Genomic DNA, 17,456 nt, shown 5'->3' on the forward strand with positions numbered 1-17,456 from the left:
ATGTCTGTAGCACCCACCCTTGACTACGAGAAGCGCTTCCTGCCCCGCGGTGCGCGGTTCCTGGCCGGCGTCGACGAGGTAGGCCGCGGCGCCCTCGCTGGTCCGGTGAGCGTGGGAATCGCCGTCGTGGACCTGCAGAACATGGAACTGCTCGCCGACGTAAGGGACAGCAAGCTGCTCAAGGCGGCAGACCGCGAACGCCTCGACCCGCTGGTGCGGGCCTGGAGCGTCGCCTCCGCCGTGGGCCACGCCAGCGCGCGCGAAATCGACGAACTCGGCATCATGGGCGCCCTCAGGGCCGCCGGAAACAGGGCCTGGTTCGAAATCCTCGCTGCCGGGATCACACCCGACGTGGTCCTGCTCGACGGCAGCCACAACTGGCTGTCTCCCGCCGTCCAGCCGTCATTGTTTTATGCGGTTGTGGCGGATCCCGGCTGTGACGCGCCCGTCCACACCCTGGTCAAGGCGGACATGCAGTGCCTCAGCGTGGCCGCCGCGAGTGTCCTGGCCAAGGTCGAGCGCGACCAGCACATGCAGCAGCTCCATCTCGAGTACCCGGACTTCTGCTGGGACGTCAACAAGGGTTACGGCACGGCGGCGCACCGGGAGGCGATCCGCACCCGCGGCCCAAGCCCCTACCACCGGATCAGCTGGAACCTGCTGTCCGCGTAGCGGACCTGGTCCGGGTTGCTGACTTACTCCGTGTTGCTGAGCTGGTCTCCGGGTAGCGCGGTGCGCGGCTTCGACGCCGCATGGTGCAAGATGGAACCATGAGTGCCGAAGACCTTGAGAACTATGAGACCGATATGGAGCTCCAGCTCTACCGGGAGTACCGCGACGTCGTGGGTCTGTTCAGCTATGTGGTCGAGACCGAGCGGCGCTTCTACCTCGCCAACCACGTGGACCTGCAGGCGCGAAGCGCCGACGGCGAAGTCTACTTCGACCTCACGCTCCAGGACGCCTGGGTCTGGGATGTCTACCGTTCGGCACGGTTTGTGAAGAGCGTCCGGGTCATCACGTTTAAGGACGTCAACGTCGAGGAACTGCCGCGGAACGAGGAACTCGCTCTGCCCAAGGACGTCGACCTCGGCAACTGAGGCTGCTGCTTTCCTGCGTTCCTCCACGGCCGCCCTGGGTCCCTGTTCCTCCACAGCCGGTCTTTTCCGGGCACCCTAACGGCCTTTCGCCGGTATCCCGAGGGTCTTTCCACATAGCGTGAGCGTGCCCTGTTCCGCGTGACCGCGCCGCCGCAGTCTTGTTGCGGAGGTGGACATGAAAGCCAAGGACCTGCTGGGCCGGCGCGGGGAAGAGCTCGCGGCGGAGTACCTGGAATCGCTGGGGATGCTGATCGTGGAGCGCAACTGGCGCTGTCCCGACGGCGAAATCGACATCGTCGCGCTGGACGGCGATGCCCTCGTCATAGCCGAGGTGAAGACGCGGCGTTCGCTCGCCTACGGTCACCCGTTCGAGGCGGTGGGCGCAGACAAGCTCGCCCGGCTGCACCGCCTTGGTTCGGCCTGGTGCCGGTACCACGGACTGCGGTTGCCGCTGCGCCGGGTGGACGTGATTGCCGTGCTGGACGACGGCGCCGGCGAACCCACGGTTGAGCACCTCAAGGAGGTGCTGTGATGGCGCTGGGGAGAGCCTATTCGGTGGCCCTCGTCGGCCTCAACGGCTACATCGTGGAGGTCGAGGCCGACATCGGCCAGACACTGCCGGCCTTTGTGCTTCTTGGACTGCCGGACAGCAGACCCCTCTAAGTGAAGGTTACATTTTGATATCAATGCGTGCGGTTCGTTGGAGTTAGCACAGCCTGTCAAGACCTAAGATGCATTCCAGCATTTTTCCTGAGGCTCCGCCGTTCAAAATCCGCGCGATTACGGGGTTTCCGCACTCTCCGAGTTGGGACGGTCCTCCGGAGCCTCGGTCTCCTGTGGAGTGTCAGTGCACAGCGCACACTGACCGGTGGGGATGAACGGATCAATATCGACGTGTTCGCCGTCGTGGTTCTTAGACATTGGGGATACTTCCTGACGCTGTTCCGGGGAGTGTGGTCGGCCATGTGTCAGAGGTTGTCCAAGTCATGAGCTGAATAGATCCGTTGAAGGTTCCGTAGACGGTATCCGGCTGTACGTCGCCGCTACCTGTGATCGTGCACCAACCTGAACCTGAAGAGTTGAGTGACCTGCATGCATACGCGGTGTTTCCTCCAAATGATCCGGGACGGAAGCCAACGGGAATCGCGAAAGCTGTTGCTGCTGTCTGAGCCGTAGGGCTTACGGTGTACAGCCCAAGCTGGACAATGTTGTTGGTCCTGCGGAGTGAGGCAATGGCGGCTGTCCACCCATTCACAAAGAGGGTTTCAACGCGTCTAACTCCGGTGTCGCCGTAGATGAGCTGTTCGCGGCCATTGAGTGTGTCCCATTGGTAGATGACTCGGCCTGCGGTTTGGTCGATTCGGTTGGACGGCATAGCGAACCATGAAGACCACACCGAGTTTGCATAGGTACGCTGGAATGTCACGCGGCCTGTCTGATTCCCCCAAACAGGAGTGAATTGCTGAAGCATTCCACCGGACCCTGATGCGCCCTGCTGGATAGCAACGAGTACGCCTGTCCCGTTCGCTCCGACAATCGGGTAGTTGTTCGCCAGCGTGACGTTGGCAGACACGCCTTGACGGTAAAGCCCCGGCGTCAGGATGGTGTTGAGATCTGATGTCCCTAGATCCGTACCGGCAGTGAATCCACCGGGATCTCCCTTAACTCCTTGGATTCCCTGAGGGCCGGGGACGGTCGATACAGGGCCTACCGGTCCTTGGATGCCCTGAGGTCCGGGAACCGTAGATACGGGGCCTACGGGGCCTGTCAAACCGATCTCACCTTGGATGCCCTGAGGACCGCGCACGATGGCGTTGCCTTCAGACGCGGCAACCGGCATGGCGTCAGCCAGATCAGTTGTCACGCCTGACGGGACAGCAATGGAGATGGGATCTCGCTTGATGCTTGCGTTGTTCGCCACGAGCTGGAAGTACACGCGATACGTCCAGTCAAGCGGATTCAGGGAGGCGTTATCCGTTCCCAGAAGATCCACCGTGAAGGCGTTGCCCACAAGCTCAACTGTCTTGGGTGTCGGAAGCATCGTGGCCTTGGGTGTGGTGTCCGGAGACAGCAGGTAGTCAGCTTCCGCAACGAACGTCACGGTTCCGCTGATGGCCACCACTTCACCGGGAAAGGTGTCGTCAAAACGGCCTGTGACCGTTCCGTAGGTAAGTGTTGTCATGGTCGGTCCTAGGCGGTCTGCTGAACAGCAGTCCAGTTGTAGCTGATCGTGTAGCTAGTTCCGGTGTTGGCGGCGTCAGCGGTCGCGAGCTTCAGCGTGAACTGTGTGGCGCTGATGGAGTAGACGTAGAAGTTCAGCATCAGCGAGCGTCCAGCGCCGTTGGTGGTGTTCTGAACCGTGATGACCGGAGGAAGCGTGAAGCCTGCCGGAAGCGTGACCGTAGCCGTAGCGGAAGCCACTGCGGAACCGATGGTGACGGAGCCGGAGCCGGAAGCGATCTTGTACGGGAAGAACGTATTGAGTGCTGTCTCTATGGACTCGGCCTGAGTCTGCATGGATAGAGGTACGTTCGGGACGGCGGAACCTGCTGGGTATGTGAGGCCGAAGCGGAGTGTAGATGGCATGGTGCTGACTTTCTGCGGCTAGCCGCTGGTGGTGCTGATGGTTACGTTGATGGGCTGTTTCAAAACGAGGTCCATAGTTCCGGTGGTCGGATTGAACTGGACCTGAGTCACGAGGAACCTCTGTTGATCTCCTGCCGGGAGCTGGACGGTGACCGTGTGTCCGGGACGGAGCCAATAGGCCGCGTGGGCTTCCAGCGTCATTTGGTTGCCACGTCCTGCGAGGATCTTCAGAAGGTTCGAAGCGGTCTGATTTGCCAGCGCTGTTGAGGCAATCGGGAATTGGCGCTCTTCAGAGAAGGTCTTTGCGCCTACAGCGGTGGTTGCAAAGGGTCCGGCGCTGACGGTCGCGTTGCCGTAGATGACGTGATCCACGCCTCCTGAGTCCTTCCACCGGTAGATCAGAGCTACGGCGTTGCAGAATCCCTTGCCTTCACCGACGCCTCTGGTAAGCGAGCTTTGGGCGTTGAGGATGGTTCCTCCGGCACCGACGTAGAGCTTGAGCGCTGTTGCTCCGGCGATCTCGGATTGTTTCTTGATTCGCCATGTTCGGTCGCCATCACAGAAGACGCTGACGTTGAGTCGTTCCGCTGCGTCCAGAAGCATCGACAGGGAGTCCTGTCCCACGTCCTGAACCATTCCGGCCAATTCGGTAGCGCCGTAGCCTGCCGGGAAGTCACTGACGACAGTGGCGGTTCCGGGGACGCTTGCCTTGTTGGCATGGAACTGAACGAATTCGTTGATGCCGGTGGTTGGCGCGTGTGGTCCCCATGCCATGCGCTTGTAGTCCTCGGCAAGCTCTTCGTCCCCACCGAGTACTAGCGTCATCGTGTTGGATGGGCGGTCAATCGTGCGGGTACGGATGTGGAGATCCGCCACAAGGTTTACGTCCTTGACGAAGCCGTCATAGATGTAGCCCATAAACACGTGCACGCGTACGGCCTTGCGGGGATCTAGGGAATCAAGGGTGTCCTGATCCTCAATGACCTTGGCTGTGATGGAGCCACGTACGTAGGGACGTTCTGAGGCGTTGAAGTCGATGGAGCAATCAAGCACGTCCAGTTCGAACGGATCTCCTGCCGGAGGGAAGGCGGTAGCGGAGTAAGAGTGACGGACGGAGTAGCGGTGCTGTTCCTCGGCGTCCTCACGGTACGGGGCGTAAATGTTAGACAATGCCGTCTCCCAGCGTCAGAGCGTCATAGTCCGTGAAAGCAGCGGCTACGGCGTCCCAAGATGGGAAGTCAGTAGCGAGAGCGTCAAAGGACCATCCGAACGCGCCAGCAAGGTTGCCAATCGGCCTGCGGACTTCTACGTAGTTGACCGTGAGTGACCAGCGGGTTTCCGCTTCACCCTCAACGGAGAAGGGAGCAACCGGGATGCCGGTCGCCGTGAAGTACATGTCAAGGCCTTCTACGCGCTGACGTAGCTGGACGATCTCGCCACGCTCGAAGATGCGCTCTAGGGTGCGTGCGTCCTTGTAGGCGTTGCAAAGGATCTGGAGCTGTCCGGAACGGTCGCCAAGCTTCCCCATCACAACGAGGTTGTCAGCGCGTCCTAGCGGCCTGTGAACGGTTGTGGCGGCATCCCTGCCGGAGCCGTACTGAGTGATGGTCTCGATTTTTTCCGAATACTGCGGCATTACCGGGACGGAAAGCCACGGCTTGTCGAGGACCAGCGTCGTTGATGTGGTGACGAATGAGCCGTCAGCGGCATAGGCGTTGTAGCTGTTAAGGCCGTGTGCCGCCTCAAAGTCAACGAGGATCATCGTTCCGGTCGCTGCGGAAGGTAGCTGTCCCTCGGATGCCCTGACTTCCTCGGAGCCGTTGGCGTTGGTACGGACAACCTTCGTGACGGAAGCGGTAAGCGTGAGATCCAGCGATACGGAGCCGTTAGCCGTATTTGGAGTGGCGGTAATTGTGGTCATAAGAATTCCTACGTAATTGCTGGTTTGCCGCGTGCGGCGAAGTCAACGGGAACGGTTACGCCTGCCTTCATTCCTTGGATGTAGTTATCCACGGAATAGGTAGAACCGGTCTGAAAGTTCACGGTGATGTGACGGCCCGTATTGACGAAGTTCCTCACCTGAGCCTCGGCCTGAGGAATACCGTGAACAACAACATTTGTGTTCACTGCATTTGGCGTCTTCAGAATGGTGTCAATGTAGGCCTGCGCCTTATCGCGGCTTCCGCCAAAAGCTGGCATTACCTGATTGACCAGAGCGTTTCGCTGAGCTTCGAATTTCTTGGTAACTGAATCGGTGTTTTCACCGGCCTCAAGAGACTTGCTTGCCTGCTCTTCGATGGCTGAGGCGACATCCAGAATTGCGCGTTGGTTGTCGCGGCCTTTCTGGGAGTTCTCATCGATCGTTGCGCCGTTGGTTTTCAGTGACTCCGTGAGGGAATCGACGTTATCCAGATAATCGAGATGCGAAGACTTGGAATCCTTCATTGCATCCGTGTGCGCCTCAATTGCGGCCATATCGTCTTTGAGCGCTTGAGTGGTGTTCTCAATGGCACCCTTGCGGATCTTCTCTTGAGCTACAGCTGCTTCCTGAGTGCGGATGTGGGTTCTGGTGCCTCTTCCAAAAACTCAACGGTTCGCTTGATCGGCTTGATCTGTCGCTGCTCCGTGCGGGCCTGTGCCTTGAGCTGATTGCCAAGCTTGGCTCCGTGCTTGTGGTTGCAACTGGCATGAGCCGGAGCTACTGATCTGTCCTGCTCGGCCTGACTGATACCGAGAGCTTCAGCCTGTACGCGTGAGAGTGTGTGGTCTGCTTCCCACTTCATCTCTGCTGTGACTACTCGGCCACATCGGTAGCAGGGTGCGGGTAGCTGTGCGGCCACTATCTTGCGTGCTGCACTAGATCTGGTGCTGCTGTATTTACGGGGCATAACGACGCCTAACTAATTAAATGTCTTTGCGTCGTTTGCCTGTTTCTCTGGTCAGCTCCAGTTGCGCCTCTTGCGCTGGTGTGGCTGTCTGTTCCAGCCTGTCAAGTTATGAGGTGACTAACCGACGTTGCCGTCCTTATCGTTCTTGTTGTACTTGATGACAGCTATCACGAAGTAGCAGATAAGTACTGGCAGCATCATCCATTCCGGCATACCGGTGAAGGACATTGGAATCAGTTCCAAACGGATCACCCCAATTCGTGGAAGCATCCGTATCAATTATATCATTTAAGTGATACTAGAATCTCGTTTTCCCAGCGAAGCCTAATAGCTCTGTCTTGGTGGAATCATCCTTGGTGTGCTTCGTACGGTGATGCCAGTCTTTCCAGTTCATGGCCTCATCCGGACTCTTGGTGAATTCCCGCTCTTTGCATTTGTTGCATCCGACTAGAACCTCAGTAATGAATGCAATGTCATCGGAGTTTACGTCCATGAAGTAGGCGTACGTGGGCTGTTCGTTCGTAGTCATTCAGGTGGTCTCTGTAGTGTCGTAGTGTCGTTAGGTAATTGCTGATAACCATCCACATCAGGATGAGTATCAGGATCTCAAGCAAGGTCGGCCTCTAGGTTCTCAACGATGGTGGTCAGTGAAGATCCGGGGACGTGCCTCTTCGGTGCTGGCGTCTGATCCGCTGGCGGTAGCAGGACGGGCAACCCTTCATCCGTCCACTGTCCGATGATCGTAGATGATCCATCCCAGTAGCAGGGAGTAGGGCTGATTTCTGGTGTTGCGTTCATGTGTTTCCTTAGGGTTTGAGAGGTTTGTGTAGAAGTGCAATTTTCTTTTTTCTACTACAGCCCTATAGCAATATAGGGGTACTTAAGTAGTCTTTATTTTCTCTACTACTTAATAAAGAGGAATTGCACTTCTACACTTTTGGGCTGTCTAGCCCTGATTTCTAGGGGTTTTGGCTATGCACTGCGCGTGCACATCAGTGCTCTTGAGGTGCAGTAAATACGTCTGCCTGAAGCTGCTTCCAGTCGATGCCGTCAGCAGCGGAATCCAAGTGCACTTTTCGGCTATTGCTTTTTGCACTCCACAGGACTCCCCAAACGCGTGCCTTACCATCGGAGCGCTTACCCTTTCGGGCCGCTGGCATCTTGTTGAAGGCCTCAATCTCTTTGAGCCACTGCTTCTGAGTCGGAGCCTTCTCGCCATTCTGGAAGCACCATTGGGCGAACAGGGTATATCCCTCTTTCGGCTCAATCATGTCCTTCATATAGGCGGTGGTGTCCACGATCAACTCATCGTTATCAACCATCTCCTGAAGCCACATCAGGGGAGCGGATGACTCAACAACGTTTGACATGCTGCGCTTCTTGATGGACTCCGGAACCGGGATCTTGCCAACGTGATCCCTGAGGTATTCGCGTGCGCCGTCCAGAATCCAAAACAGGATCTCGGACCCTTCCTCACGGATGAGGTCTTCCACAAGATCACCCTTGTAGTCAGTGGCCTTGAAGACGTGATCAAAGCCAACGATGTCTACGCGCTCAACGATGGCGTTGTCATTGGTGTCAATCCTCGGAATGTGGTTCGCCGCGATATGAAGGACACACTGTGCCTGCCACTCAACGGCGTCCCTGCCCTTCTCCGATGTCGGGATGGTGTCGCCACCTCCTGACAGGTTCTTGAGGAAGGCGTCATCCGTACGGGCATTCTGCGGCTCTGAGAGGTACAGGAAGCGCTTGCCGCGTGCCTTGTGCTGCTCGAAGTTGGTTGCGCCTCCGTACTTCTGGACAATCGCCGTTGCCGGTAGCGCTCCGGCGTAGGTGCCAAAGACCTTCTTAAGGACGTTGAGGTAAGTGCTCTTACCGGTGTTGGAGATACCAACGAGCGTGACGATGTTCTTAGCGTCCCCACGTCCCAGCAGGGCTGCTCCGGCAGCAAGCCTGAGGTAGTTCTGTACCTCCGGATCTGGCGTCCACTGCTTCAGGGCATCTACCCATTTGACCGGAAGAGCATCGATCATCGGCCATGTACCTGTCTGGCTCACTCCAAGGTGACGGGAGACAGGGAGCTTCGGGTTTGGTGCCAGTGGTGCGGCGTCGATGTTCTCAAGGTCGATTACGCGGCCATCGGCCATGACAGCCCATTGCTGATCGTGGTCGAAGTAGTCCGGAGCCTCTTGGAACTCGAAGCGGATGCGCGTCTTGAGGTGGTGAAGACCACCAGCGGACCTAACGCGCTTGGCGTAGCTGGTCAGTTCCCCCATAGCCTTACGGACGGCGGTCTTGTCATCATCACTCATGGTGGATTCGTTGACCTTCTCATGCAGGAAGTCACAGAGGCTACGGAGGGCATTTGCCAGCGCTCTTGCAAGGAAGTCGTCAATGAGTCCTTTGTCGTCCTTGGCGTGAACTACGCCGTTCCAGACGTACCACTCTCCGGAGCTGGCGGACGTGGGGATGAATGTCAGCTCATACCCGAAGATTTCTTCAAGGGTTCCGGCTGCGTCGAGGTCAGTTACCGGGAGCTTGGCGATCAGCGTTAGGAAGCTGCTCTTAGTTGTGGGGACTGTTGAGAGGGTGTTGATGCGCCACTTCTCAACGGCGGTTTCGGTCTTGATACGTGTTTCCAAGGTAAATCCTTTTCGGTTGTTTAGGTGAGTCCATGTGGTCTCTTTTCTTTGGTTTGTATTGCTCTTTGTATTGTCATTGGCCTGTGGCCGCGCATGTCAACCGGTACAAAGTGTGGTACAATAGATGTACAGGTTGTGTTGGGTTTCCTACATCGGATTTCCTTCCTACTTTCTAAAATGTGTTTACTGTTTGGAATCGCCCCGGTTGCTCCTCCGGGGCTTTTTCATTTCCTGTCGGCTACATACTCTTCCGGCCATTCCTTATGGATTCCGTTCTTCTCCCAGTAGTCAGCATCTTTGGTGCACTTGGCTTCAATTTCTTCGGCTGACTTGTAGTCGCCCCACATCTTGATGCAGTTGGCCTTGTTCTGCTCCCACTCTTCGGACTTTCCACATCCGGTCGCACCGAGTAGAACCGCCCCGGCCACGAGCGACGCTGCGAGTGTCCTCACTCGTTTTCCGCTTCCTTCTGTTCCAGCTCATCCACTCTGGCTTGAGCTTCAGCGATCTTCTCTAGGTCGTCGGCGTATCGAGCCTCGGCTTTGGCCTTGCGCTTCTCGGCCATGGTGATCAGGAAGCCAAGGTGACGCCTTGATTCCCATAGCTCGGGACGTTTTTCCATTGTTGGTAGTGCCATGATCCATCTCTTTCTGTTATTGGGTTACTACAAGTATACCATACTTTTGAGTGAGTGCGTAGTTTACGATTCTCTAGTCTAGAAGTCAACTTTTTGGCTCAAAATCTTTCCTAGACTATGAAAGTCCCTTAAACCACTGATGCCCTCCACCTCTTGGTGAAGGACATCGTTTGAGCTTTACATCCTACCATCTGGTGTGCTAGTGGACCAAATCGGGCAAGAGAAAACCCCGCCAACTCAAGGCTGACGGGGCTTCTGCCGTTGCGGAAACATCCGGCGCTACAAGCGTACGGGAACGATCTCCACCTCGGCGCGGTGGTCGCGCTCCGGATCACGAGGGCTTGTGCCGGTCGCCGGATGCACGATGACCTTCTCAATGATCTTGGACAGGGCTTCCCGGTACTGGGCAATAGCGGCGTCAGACGGTTCCGCCTCCGGATCTTCCTCAAATCCCATCAGCAGCGCTCCGGTAGTGATCTGCTCATCGATGCTGGTAACCGGCGTGAACTCTCCCAGTACGGCAAGCGTGCGCTCTGCCTCTGCCTTGGCCTCTGCCAGTTCGGCGCGGAACTCTGCCAGTGGTCCGGCAATGTCAGTGTCCGGCAGATCGAAGCGGACAGCACGTGAGATGAGGCTATCAATTCGTCCCTGTGCGGCATCCTTAGCGGCTTCGGCGTCAGCTACGTCCTTCTCAGCGGCTAGCCGTGCTTCGTCGTTGGTAGGCATGGCGGATGCCCATTCCTCAAGGTGAGATCCCAGCCACCATGAGACGGCCACCTGAACCTGTGCACGCTTCCGGAAGATACCCTCACATCCGGCCTTGCCCTGAGCGTTGTAGGTGGAGCACTGAAGGGTGGGGACGCCGCGTGCCATATGGGAAACCATCTTGCCTCCGCAACGTCCGCACACCACAAGGCCTGAGAGCATCCACTTAGGGTTGCGCGGCCTCGCATGCGTCTTCCGGTCCTGTCGCTTGGCCTTGTAGTTGGCCCACTGCGCCGGAGTCAACAGCGGCTCATGAGATCCGGGGAAGTCCTGACCTTCATAGTTGATGAATCCGGCGTAAAAGCTCTTGTCCAGCAGATCGAAGAATCCAGCAGCATGCCAACCGGCAGGACCGGCAGAGGCAAGCCCACGTGCGTTGAAGTCCTCACAGATGGTCCGTGCGCCTTCACCCTTGGTGTAGCGTGCGTAGGCTTCCTTGACGCTCTCGGCATCGGCGTTCGGGACGTACTTCTCTTTACCCTGCTTGTCGTATCCGAACTGATTCTTGCCTGACGGCGGAAGACCCTTGGCTAGCCGGTGCATCAGCGCATTCCGCCACCGCTTGGACATGTCCTTGGAGAACTTGTCTGCCAGCAGGAAGTACATGGCTGGCATGAAGTCATCGTCAGTGTCAGCCACGCCTTCCTTGTGCGTGGCAATATTCATCGATCCAAGCAGAGCCATAGCGTCTGCCTTGTTCCGTGAGAAGCGGCTGAAGTCATCCGCCACCGCGATATCGAACTTGCCAGCGGCATAGTCCTTTTTCAGCTTCAGGAAGGCAGGACGTTTGGCCTCGGTCAGTCCGGAGATGTCGATATCCGAGTAAACCTCTCCGGCCTCCCATCCCTGCATGGCGATGAAGGACCGGACGTTCTTCTCTTGCAACTCCGGCGAGATGGTGCCGTCGCTGGTCTGTGACTGGCGGATGTAGATCGCTGCTCTTTTGCTCATACAAAAATTGAATCACATTTAGAGGGGTCTGGCAGACGCCTCCCTCAACGAAGCCAGGGACCGCATCCGCTCGGCGGCGCAGAACTCCGGCATTCCGCTGAGCCGGCGGAAGATCACCGCCAACCTCATTCCGGCGTCCCTGCCCAAGCGCGGTTCCGGCTTCGACCTTGCCATCGCGATGTCGGTGCTGCGGGCCGCAGAGGACATCAGGCCCACCGGGCGCACCGTCTTCATTGCCGAGCTGGGCTTGGACGGACGGCTGCGGCCCGTCCGCGGCATCTTGCCTGCCGTGATGTCCGCGGTGCGGGCGGGGTTCCAGGACATTGTGGTGGCCCAGGCCAACGCTGCCGAGGCGGAACTCGTCCCCGGTGCCAGGGTCCGGGGCTACCGGACCCTGGCGCGGCTGGTGTTCGATTTTGGCGCCGACCCGCAGGAACTTGTCCTCGACCTCGAACCGGACGACGAACCCGCCGGGGCTGAGCCTGAGTCCGTGGACGCGACTGTCCCGGACATGTGTGACGTGTCCGGCCAGGCAGAGGCACGCCGTGCCCTCGAAGTCGCCGCCGCCGGTGCGCACCACCTGCTGCTGACCGGCCCGCCCGGCGCCGGCAAGACCATGCTGGCCGAGCGGCTCCCCGGGCTTCTGCCCGATCTGCGCGACACGGAGGCGATGGAAGTGACGGCGATCCATTCCCTGTGCCAGCTCCCCACGGCCGGAGTGCAGCTGGTCCGGCGGCCGCCCTTCGAGAATCCGCACCACACGGCCACGGCAGCCGCGATCATCGGGGGCGGGTCGGGGCTGCCGCGTCCCGGCGCGGCGTCGCGGGCACACCGCGGAATTCTGTTCCTCGACGAGGCACCCGAATACGAACGCAGGGTCCTGGATGCGCTCAGGCAACCGCTTGAGAGCGGCGAGCTGGTCATCCACCGCTCGGCGGGAGCGGCGGCCTACCCTGCCCGGTTCCAGCTGGTGCTGGCGGCCAATCCGTGTCCGTGCGGCAAGGCCGCGGGCAAGGGCATCGAATGCACCTGCACCCCCTTCATGCGGCGCCGCTACATGTCGCGCATGTCCGGGCCGCTCCTGGACCGCGTGGACATCCAGCTGCAGGTGGACCGTGTATCGCTGGCGGACTTTGGCCAGTCCGGGGGAGCGGAGGACAGCGCAACGGTCGGTGCCCGCGTCCTCGCCGCCCGGGCCCGCCAGCTGCAGCGGCTTCAGCCCTGGGGCATGGAGACAAATTCCCAGGTGCCCGGTCGCATCCTGCGCAGCGAGCTGAGACTGGCCGGCGCCACCACCCGGATCCTGGACCATGCTCTGGAACGCGGGGTGCTCACGGCCCGGGGCTACGACCGTGTGCTCCGCCTCGCCTGGACTTTGGCCGACGTCGGCGGCCGGGAACAGCCAGACGGGAACGATATCGGACAGGCCCTAAGCCTCCGCCAGACCGCTTCGGCAGCAGCGTGAAAGGAACCCACATGCAGAACGAGAGACTTGCCCGTGCCGCACTGTCGAGGCTGATGGAGCCACAGGACGTCGCAGGACTGGCCCTGGTGCATGTTGCCGGGGCTGAAGACGCGCTGCGGATAGCCACGGGACAGGTCAGTTACGGGCCGGCGCTGGAACAGGACATCACCGGGTTGCTGGCAGAGCAAAGTGCCGTGGCTTCCTGGGCCGGACTCGGTGCCGCGCTGAAGCGCTGGGCTCCGAGGATTCCCGACCTCGCCCCGGAACGGGACCTGGCCACCATGCAGCGCCTGGGCGGCCGGATGATCATCCCGGCGGACAGCCTGTGGCCGCGGCAACTCGACGACCTTGGCCTGCACCAGCCCATCTGCCTGTGGTGGCGCGGCATTGAGCTAGAGCTTCCTCCGGCAGCGAAGGCGGTGGCCCTGGTGGGCTCGCGGGACAGCACCAGCTATGGCGCCTCAGTCACCGGTGACGTGGCCTATTCGCTGGCACAACGCGGATTCACAGTGGTGTCCGGCGGCGCCTACGGAATTGATGCCCACGCGCACCGGGCGGCCCTGGCAGGGGGCTCGGATGCCATGCCGACCATCGCCGTGATGGCCGGTGGCGTGGACCGCTTCTATCCCTCCGGGAATGAGGATCTCCTGCGCGCCGTTGCCAACCAGGGTGCCGTGCTCGCGGAGGTTCCGCCCGGTTCGGCTCCCACCCGGTACCGGTTTCTCCAGCGGAACCGACTGATCGCCGCCGTCGCGTCCGTCACCGTTGTGGTGGAGGCCAGATGGCGGTCCGGAGCCCTGAATACCGCCCATCACGCGGAAACCCTGGGCCGTGCCGTGGGAGCCGTTCCCGGCTCAGTCCACAGCGCGAACTCGGCCGGCTGCCACCGGCTCCTGCGCGACGGCGGCGCCGTCTGCGTCACTGATGCCGGGGAGATCGCCGAGCTTGCCTCGCCCAGCGGCCAATCCCTGCCCGACGAAAGGAGCGGAGCGTCCGCCGATCACGACGGCCTGACACTCGAGGACCTGATCCTGCTGGACGCCCTTCCCCTGCGGTCCGCCAGCTCCGTCGAAAAACTCTGCAGCGTGGCCGGCCTGGGTTCCGAATCGGTGCGCGCGGGCCTTGGGAGGCTGGCGCTGCTGGGACTGGCTGTCTCCGAGAAGGGAGGCTGGAAGCGCACCAAGCAATCGACATAGGGCCCGCCGCCCGGCGACGTCCCCCTCGCCGGGCGGCTCGCCGGGCAGTTCCTTGATTCTCGGCCAATTGCTGGAACAGTGGGGGAGTGGAGAAACAGGAACTGCCGGCTGCGCTCGCCCGGGCCGTCACGGGTTTCGGACGGTACCTGACGGGTGAGCGGGCCCGGTCCGAACACACGGTGCGCGCATACCTGTCCGACGTCTCCAGCCTGCTGGGCTATGCGGCCGGGGAAGGAGTCACCGATCCCGCAGGGCTCGAGCTCGGAACCCTCCGGCGCTGGCTGGGCAGCCAGAGCGAGGCGGGCGCGTCCCGTTCCACACTTGCCCGGCGTGCCGCTACGGCACGGAGCTTCACCGCCTGGGCGCTGCGGGAAGAACTCATCAACACCGATCCAGCCCTGCGTCTTCAGGCGCCCAAGCGCGACGGCGCGTTGCCGGGGGTGCTGCAGCAGCAGCAGTTGGCCCGCCTGCTGGCCGACCTCAACGAGGCGGCCAAGGACGGTGATCCGATGGCCCTGCGCAACCGGGCCATGGTTGAGCTGCTCTACGCCACCGGCGTCCGTGTCGGCGAGCTGGCCGGTCTGGACGTCGACGACCTCGACCCGGACCGCAGGACCCTCCGGGTGCTCGGCAAAGGCAATAAGGAGCGGACGGTTCCCTACGGGCTCCCGGCTGCGCTCGCCGTCGACGACTGGCTGCGCCGGGGACGGGGAAAGCTCGCCGCCGCGGACAGCGGACCGGCCCTGTTCCTCGGTGTGCGCGGCCGCCGCGTCGACCAGCGCCAGGTCCGCAGCGTGGTGAAGGGCTTGTTCGAGGCCCTGGGCGACACCTCCGCCACCGGTCCGCACGCCCTGCGGCACACCGCCGCGACGCATCTGCTGGACGGCGGCGCCGACCTTCGGGCGGTCCAGGAGATTCTCGGCCACAGCAGCCTCGCCACCACGCAGATCTACACGCACGTGTCGGTGGACCGCCTGCGGAAGAGCTATCAGCAGGCGCACCCGCGCGCCTAGCCACTGTCCTTCGGCGCGTCTTATACACCACGCCGAATTGCACTGGCGTAATTAGACGGCGTACGGCACAATAAGATCCAAGTTCGGCAACTTTCAAGTTGTGCTTGAAGCACCATCTTCGTGCGCCCCTTGGCAGACCGGCAGGTAATTTCATAGATAGGCAGGAATCACCGGCACCACGCGGCGCCCAAAGCAGCAAGTATCCCGTCCATGCAGGTCGTTGGGGAAGACGTACCTACAGCTATGGAGGATGGAATGTCTGTTGCAATGACCCGCGGTGTGCTGTTTATTCACTCGGCCCCTACCGCACTGTGCCCTCACGTTGAGTGGGCCATCGGATCCGTCGTGGACAAGCGAACGGACCTCGAATGGACCCCTCAGCCCGCCGCGCCCGGCATGTTCCGCTCGGAGCTGTCCTGGACCGGCGCGCAGGGGACAGGTGCGCAACTGGCGTCTGCCCTCCGGGGCTGGGCGCACTTGCGCTTCGAGGTCACCGAAGAACCTAGCCAGGGCGTGGACGGCGGACGCTGGTCCCACACACCTGAGCTGGGTATCTTCCATGCCGTGACGGATGTGCACGGCAACATCATGGTGTCCGAGGACCGCATCCGCTACGCCTACGAGGCCGGCGCCGGCGACCCCTCCGCTGTCTACCACGAGCTCTCGCTTGCCCTCGGGGAGGCGTGGGACGAGGAACTGGAGCCGTTCCGGCACGCCGCCGAAGGCGCTCCGGTGCGCTGGCTGCACCAGGTCGGCTGACGCACCAGATCGGTCAGCGGGCAAGGGCCCGCCGCAGGAACTCCCCATAGCAACGAAGAAGCCCCCGCCAACCGGCGGGGGCTTCTTCAGCGTTCATTCAGGTCCACATCACACGCTGCGGATGGCAACCACGGCGTTGTGCCCGCCGAAGCCGAACGAGTTGCTCAGCGCCACGATGTCGCCGGCCGGCAGGGCGCGGACCGAGGTCACGACGTCGAGCGGGATCTCGGGGTCCTGGTTCTCCAGGTTGATGGTGACGGGCGCCTTGCGTTCGTGGACTGCCAGAACGGTGAGGACGGCCTCCACGGCGCCGGAGGCACCCAGCAGGTGGCCCATCTGGGACTTGGTGGCCGACACGGCAACGTTGTCCACGTGGTTGCCGAGCGCAGCCTTCAGCGCCGTGTACTCCGGCTTGTCACCGACGGGGGTCGACGTGGCGTGGGCGTTGACGTGGACCACGTCCTCCGCCTGGATGCGGCCGTCGAACATGGCTGCCTTGAGTGCCCGGGTGGCGCCCAGGCCCTGCGGGTCCGGCGCCGTGATGTGGTACGCGTCGGCGGTCACGGACGTGCCGGCGAGTTCGCCGTAGATCCGTGCGCCGCGGGCGAGTGCGTGCTCCTCGGCCTCCAGCACCAGCGCGCCGGCACCCTCGCCCATGACAAAGCCGTCACGGTCCCGGTCGTAGGGGCGCGAGGCGTGCTCGGGGTCGTCGTTGCGGCGGGACAGGGCCTGCATCGAAGAGAACGCCGCCAGCGGCATCGGGTGGATGGCGGCTTCGGCGCCGCCGCACATGACGACGTCGGCCTTGCCCGAGCGGATCAGGTCCAGCCCGAGGTGCATGGCTTCGGTGCCGGACGCGCAGGCGGACACGGGAGTGTGCGCACCGGCGCGGGCGCCCAGGTCCAGGCTGACGGCGGCGGCCACACCATTGGGCATGAGCATCGGAACCGTCATGGGGAGGACGCGGCGGGGGCCCTTCTCCTTCAGCGTGTCCCACGCGTCCAGGAGCGTCCAGACCCCGCCGATGCCGGTGGCGAAGGCAACCGCCAGCCGGTCGTGGTCGATTTCTGTGATGCCGGAGTCGGCCCACGCTTCGCGGGCGGCGATGACGCCGAACTGCGTTGACGGGTCCATGCGCTTGGCCTCAACACGGCTCAGCACGTCAAGGGCGGGGGTGCTGCACCGGGCAGCGAAGTGGACCGGCAGTTCGTACTTGGCAACCCACTCGTCCTCGAGGGTGCGGGCTCCGGAGACCCCCTTCAGCGCGTTCTGCCACATCGTGGGTACGTCGCCGCCGATGGGCGTGGTGGCACCCAGACCTGTAATGACTACTTTGCGTGTCATGGGATCACTCTCTGTCGGTGCGCCTGCCGTGTCCTGTGCTGCTGGCCGAGGCCGGAGTGGGTGGCGTGCGGGGGAAGTCTGCAAAAAAATTCAGGGTGGTGCATCGGCTGGCC

The 17,456-nt window shown here is 61.3% G+C and carries 18 protein-coding genes and 1 pseudogene; 8 read left to right on the plus strand and 11 right to left on the minus strand.

All coding sequences use genetic code 11. The features are described 5' to 3' along the window. The 4 genes from ACFQ50_RS19960 to ACFQ50_RS19975 all read left to right on the plus strand — a co-directional run bounded on the left by ACFQ50_RS19960 (window position 1) and on the right by ACFQ50_RS19975 (window position 1,760). Window positions 1-672, plus strand: a complete 672-nt coding sequence (locus tag ACFQ50_RS19960; protein WP_377997367.1) for a ribonuclease HII — start codon at window positions 1-3, stop codon at window positions 670-672. Between the two features lie 98 nt (window positions 673-770). Next, window positions 771-1,097, plus strand: coding sequence for a DUF2469 domain-containing protein (locus ACFQ50_RS19965; protein WP_003806068.1), 327 nt, complete (start codon window positions 771-773; stop codon window positions 1,095-1,097). Window positions 1,098-1,272: 175 nt separating this feature from the next. Continuing rightward, window positions 1,273-1,629: a YraN family protein gene (locus tag ACFQ50_RS19970; protein WP_377997368.1), complete on the plus strand. Its 357-nt coding sequence runs from the start codon at window positions 1,273-1,275 to the stop codon at window positions 1,627-1,629. Then, window positions 1,629-1,760: a hypothetical protein gene (locus ACFQ50_RS19975; RefSeq protein WP_377997382.1), complete on the plus strand. Its 132-nt coding sequence runs from the start codon at window positions 1,629-1,631 to the stop codon at window positions 1,758-1,760. The genes ACFQ50_RS19970 and ACFQ50_RS19975 overlap by 1 nt, the downstream gene beginning before the upstream one ends. A 117-nt stretch (window positions 1,761-1,877) precedes the next feature. On the opposite strand, the gene ACFQ50_RS19980 is transcribed toward ACFQ50_RS19975, so the two are convergent. The 10 genes from ACFQ50_RS19980 to ACFQ50_RS20025 form a co-directional block, all read right to left on the minus strand. Further along, window positions 1,878-2,018, minus strand: coding sequence for a hypothetical protein (locus tag ACFQ50_RS19980; RefSeq protein WP_377997369.1), 141 nt, complete (start codon window positions 2,016-2,018; stop codon window positions 1,878-1,880). Next, entirely contained in the window at window positions 2,011-3,279 is a 1,269-nt protein-coding gene (locus tag ACFQ50_RS19985; RefSeq protein WP_377997370.1) for a hypothetical protein, read from the minus strand. Before ACFQ50_RS19985 ends, ACFQ50_RS19980 begins: the two co-directional genes overlap by 8 nt. Before the next feature lie 8 nt (window positions 3,280-3,287). Beyond that, window positions 3,288-3,614, minus strand: a complete 327-nt coding sequence (locus ACFQ50_RS19990; protein WP_377997371.1) for a hypothetical protein — start codon at window positions 3,612-3,614, stop codon at window positions 3,288-3,290. A gap of 87 nt (window positions 3,615-3,701) precedes the next feature. Next, on the minus strand, window positions 3,702-4,853 hold the full coding sequence (locus ACFQ50_RS19995) for a hypothetical protein (protein ID WP_377997372.1): 1,152 nt from the start codon (window positions 4,851-4,853) through the stop codon (window positions 3,702-3,704). Next, on the minus strand, window positions 4,846-5,604 hold the full coding sequence (locus tag ACFQ50_RS20000) for a hypothetical protein (protein WP_377997373.1): 759 nt from the start codon (window positions 5,602-5,604) through the stop codon (window positions 4,846-4,848). Before ACFQ50_RS20000 ends, ACFQ50_RS19995 begins: the two co-directional genes overlap by 8 nt. Before the next feature lie 8 nt (window positions 5,605-5,612). Continuing rightward, window positions 5,613-6,158: a hypothetical protein gene (locus ACFQ50_RS20005; protein ID WP_377997374.1), complete on the minus strand. Its 546-nt coding sequence runs from the start codon at window positions 6,156-6,158 to the stop codon at window positions 5,613-5,615. A 1,405-nt stretch (window positions 6,159-7,563) separates the two neighbouring features. After that, window positions 7,564-9,213, minus strand: coding sequence for a phage/plasmid primase, P4 family (locus ACFQ50_RS20010; RefSeq protein WP_377997375.1), 1,650 nt, complete (start codon window positions 9,211-9,213; stop codon window positions 7,564-7,566). A gap of 224 nt (window positions 9,214-9,437) precedes the next feature. Beyond that, window positions 9,438-9,665: a hypothetical protein gene (locus ACFQ50_RS20015; RefSeq protein ID WP_377997376.1), complete on the minus strand. Its 228-nt coding sequence runs from the start codon at window positions 9,663-9,665 to the stop codon at window positions 9,438-9,440. Continuing rightward, the gene (locus ACFQ50_RS20020) at window positions 9,662-9,850 is read right to left on the minus strand and encodes a hypothetical protein (RefSeq protein WP_377997377.1); all 189 of its coding nucleotides are present in this window, start codon (window positions 9,848-9,850) and stop codon (window positions 9,662-9,664) included. Before ACFQ50_RS20020 ends, ACFQ50_RS20015 begins: the two co-directional genes overlap by 4 nt. Before the next feature lie 279 nt (window positions 9,851-10,129). After that, entirely contained in the window at window positions 10,130-11,566 is a 1,437-nt protein-coding gene (locus ACFQ50_RS20025; RefSeq protein ID WP_377997378.1) for a recombinase family protein, read from the minus strand. Between the two features lie 25 nt (window positions 11,567-11,591). On the opposite strand from ACFQ50_RS20025, the pseudogene ACFQ50_RS20030 reads away from it, so the two are divergent. From ACFQ50_RS20030 to ACFQ50_RS20045, 4 genes and pseudogenes are all read left to right on the plus strand, one after another. Then, window positions 11,592-13,031: pseudogene (locus ACFQ50_RS20030) on the plus strand (YifB family Mg chelatase-like AAA ATPase); the annotation flags it as partial. Window positions 13,032-13,042: 11 nt separating this feature from the next. After that, window positions 13,043-14,227 (plus strand): DNA-processing protein DprA, encoded by a 1,185-nt coding sequence (dprA, locus tag ACFQ50_RS20035; protein ID WP_377997379.1) that lies wholly within the window; start codon window positions 13,043-13,045, stop codon window positions 14,225-14,227. A gap of 86 nt (window positions 14,228-14,313) precedes the next feature. Then, window positions 14,314-15,240, plus strand: coding sequence for a tyrosine recombinase XerC (locus ACFQ50_RS20040; RefSeq protein WP_377997380.1), 927 nt, complete (start codon window positions 14,314-14,316; stop codon window positions 15,238-15,240). Between the two features lie 255 nt (window positions 15,241-15,495). Further along, on the plus strand, window positions 15,496-15,999 hold the full coding sequence (locus ACFQ50_RS20045; protein ID WP_003806074.1) for a DUF3145 domain-containing protein: 504 nt from the start codon (window positions 15,496-15,498) through the stop codon (window positions 15,997-15,999). 108 nt (window positions 16,000-16,107) lie between these two features. Here the strand turns inward: ACFQ50_RS20045 and fabF are convergent, their stop codons facing one another. Next, window positions 16,108-17,343, minus strand: coding sequence for a beta-ketoacyl-ACP synthase II (gene fabF / locus ACFQ50_RS20050; RefSeq protein ID WP_377997381.1), 1,236 nt, complete (start codon window positions 17,341-17,343; stop codon window positions 16,108-16,110). Between the last annotated feature and the right edge of the window lie 113 nt (window positions 17,344-17,456).

Source organism: Arthrobacter sp. NPDC056493, assembly GCF_042795115.1.
Taxonomy (GTDB): Bacteria; Actinomycetota; Actinomycetes; order Actinomycetales; family Micrococcaceae; genus Arthrobacter.

Excerpts from the sequence above, each read along its gene's own strand:
- ACFQ50_RS19960 (WP_377997367.1), top strand. The coding sequence starts at position 1 with ATGTCTGTAGCACCCACCCTTGACTACGAGAAGCGCTTCCTGCCCCGC.
- ACFQ50_RS19965 (WP_003806068.1), top strand. The coding sequence starts at position 771 with ATGAGTGCCGAAGACCTTGAGAACTATGAGACCGATATGGAGCTCCAG.
- ACFQ50_RS19970 (WP_377997368.1), top strand. The coding sequence starts at position 1,273 with ATGAAAGCCAAGGACCTGCTGGGCCGGCGCGGGGAAGAGCTCGCGGCG.
- ACFQ50_RS19975 (WP_377997382.1), top strand. The coding sequence starts at position 1,629 with ATGGCGCTGGGGAGAGCCTATTCGGTGGCCCTCGTCGGCCTCAACGGC.
- ACFQ50_RS19980 (WP_377997369.1), bottom strand. The coding sequence starts at position 2,018 with ATGTCTAAGAACCACGACGGCGAACACGTCGATATTGATCCGTTCATC.
- ACFQ50_RS19985 (WP_377997370.1), bottom strand. The coding sequence starts at position 3,279 with ATGACAACACTTACCTACGGAACGGTCACAGGCCGTTTTGACGACACC.
- ACFQ50_RS19990 (WP_377997371.1), bottom strand. The coding sequence starts at position 3,614 with ATGCAGACTCAGGCCGAGTCCATAGAGACAGCACTCAATACGTTCTTC.
- ACFQ50_RS20000 (WP_377997373.1), bottom strand. The coding sequence starts at position 5,604 with ATGACCACAATTACCGCCACTCCAAATACGGCTAACGGCTCCGTATCG.
- ACFQ50_RS20005 (WP_377997374.1), bottom strand. The coding sequence starts at position 6,158 with ATGGCCGCAATTGAGGCGCACACGGATGCAATGAAGGATTCCAAGTCT.
- ACFQ50_RS20020 (WP_377997377.1), bottom strand. The coding sequence starts at position 9,850 with ATGGCACTACCAACAATGGAAAAACGTCCCGAGCTATGGGAATCAAGG.
- ACFQ50_RS20025 (WP_377997378.1), bottom strand. The coding sequence starts at position 11,566 with ATGAGCAAAAGAGCAGCGATCTACATCCGCCAGTCACAGACCAGCGAC.
- dprA (WP_377997379.1), top strand. The coding sequence starts at position 13,043 with ATGCAGAACGAGAGACTTGCCCGTGCCGCACTGTCGAGGCTGATGGAG.
- ACFQ50_RS20045 (WP_003806074.1), top strand. The coding sequence starts at position 15,496 with ATGTCTGTTGCAATGACCCGCGGTGTGCTGTTTATTCACTCGGCCCCT.
- fabF (WP_377997381.1), bottom strand. The coding sequence starts at position 17,343 with ATGACACGCAAAGTAGTCATTACAGGTCTGGGTGCCACCACGCCCATC.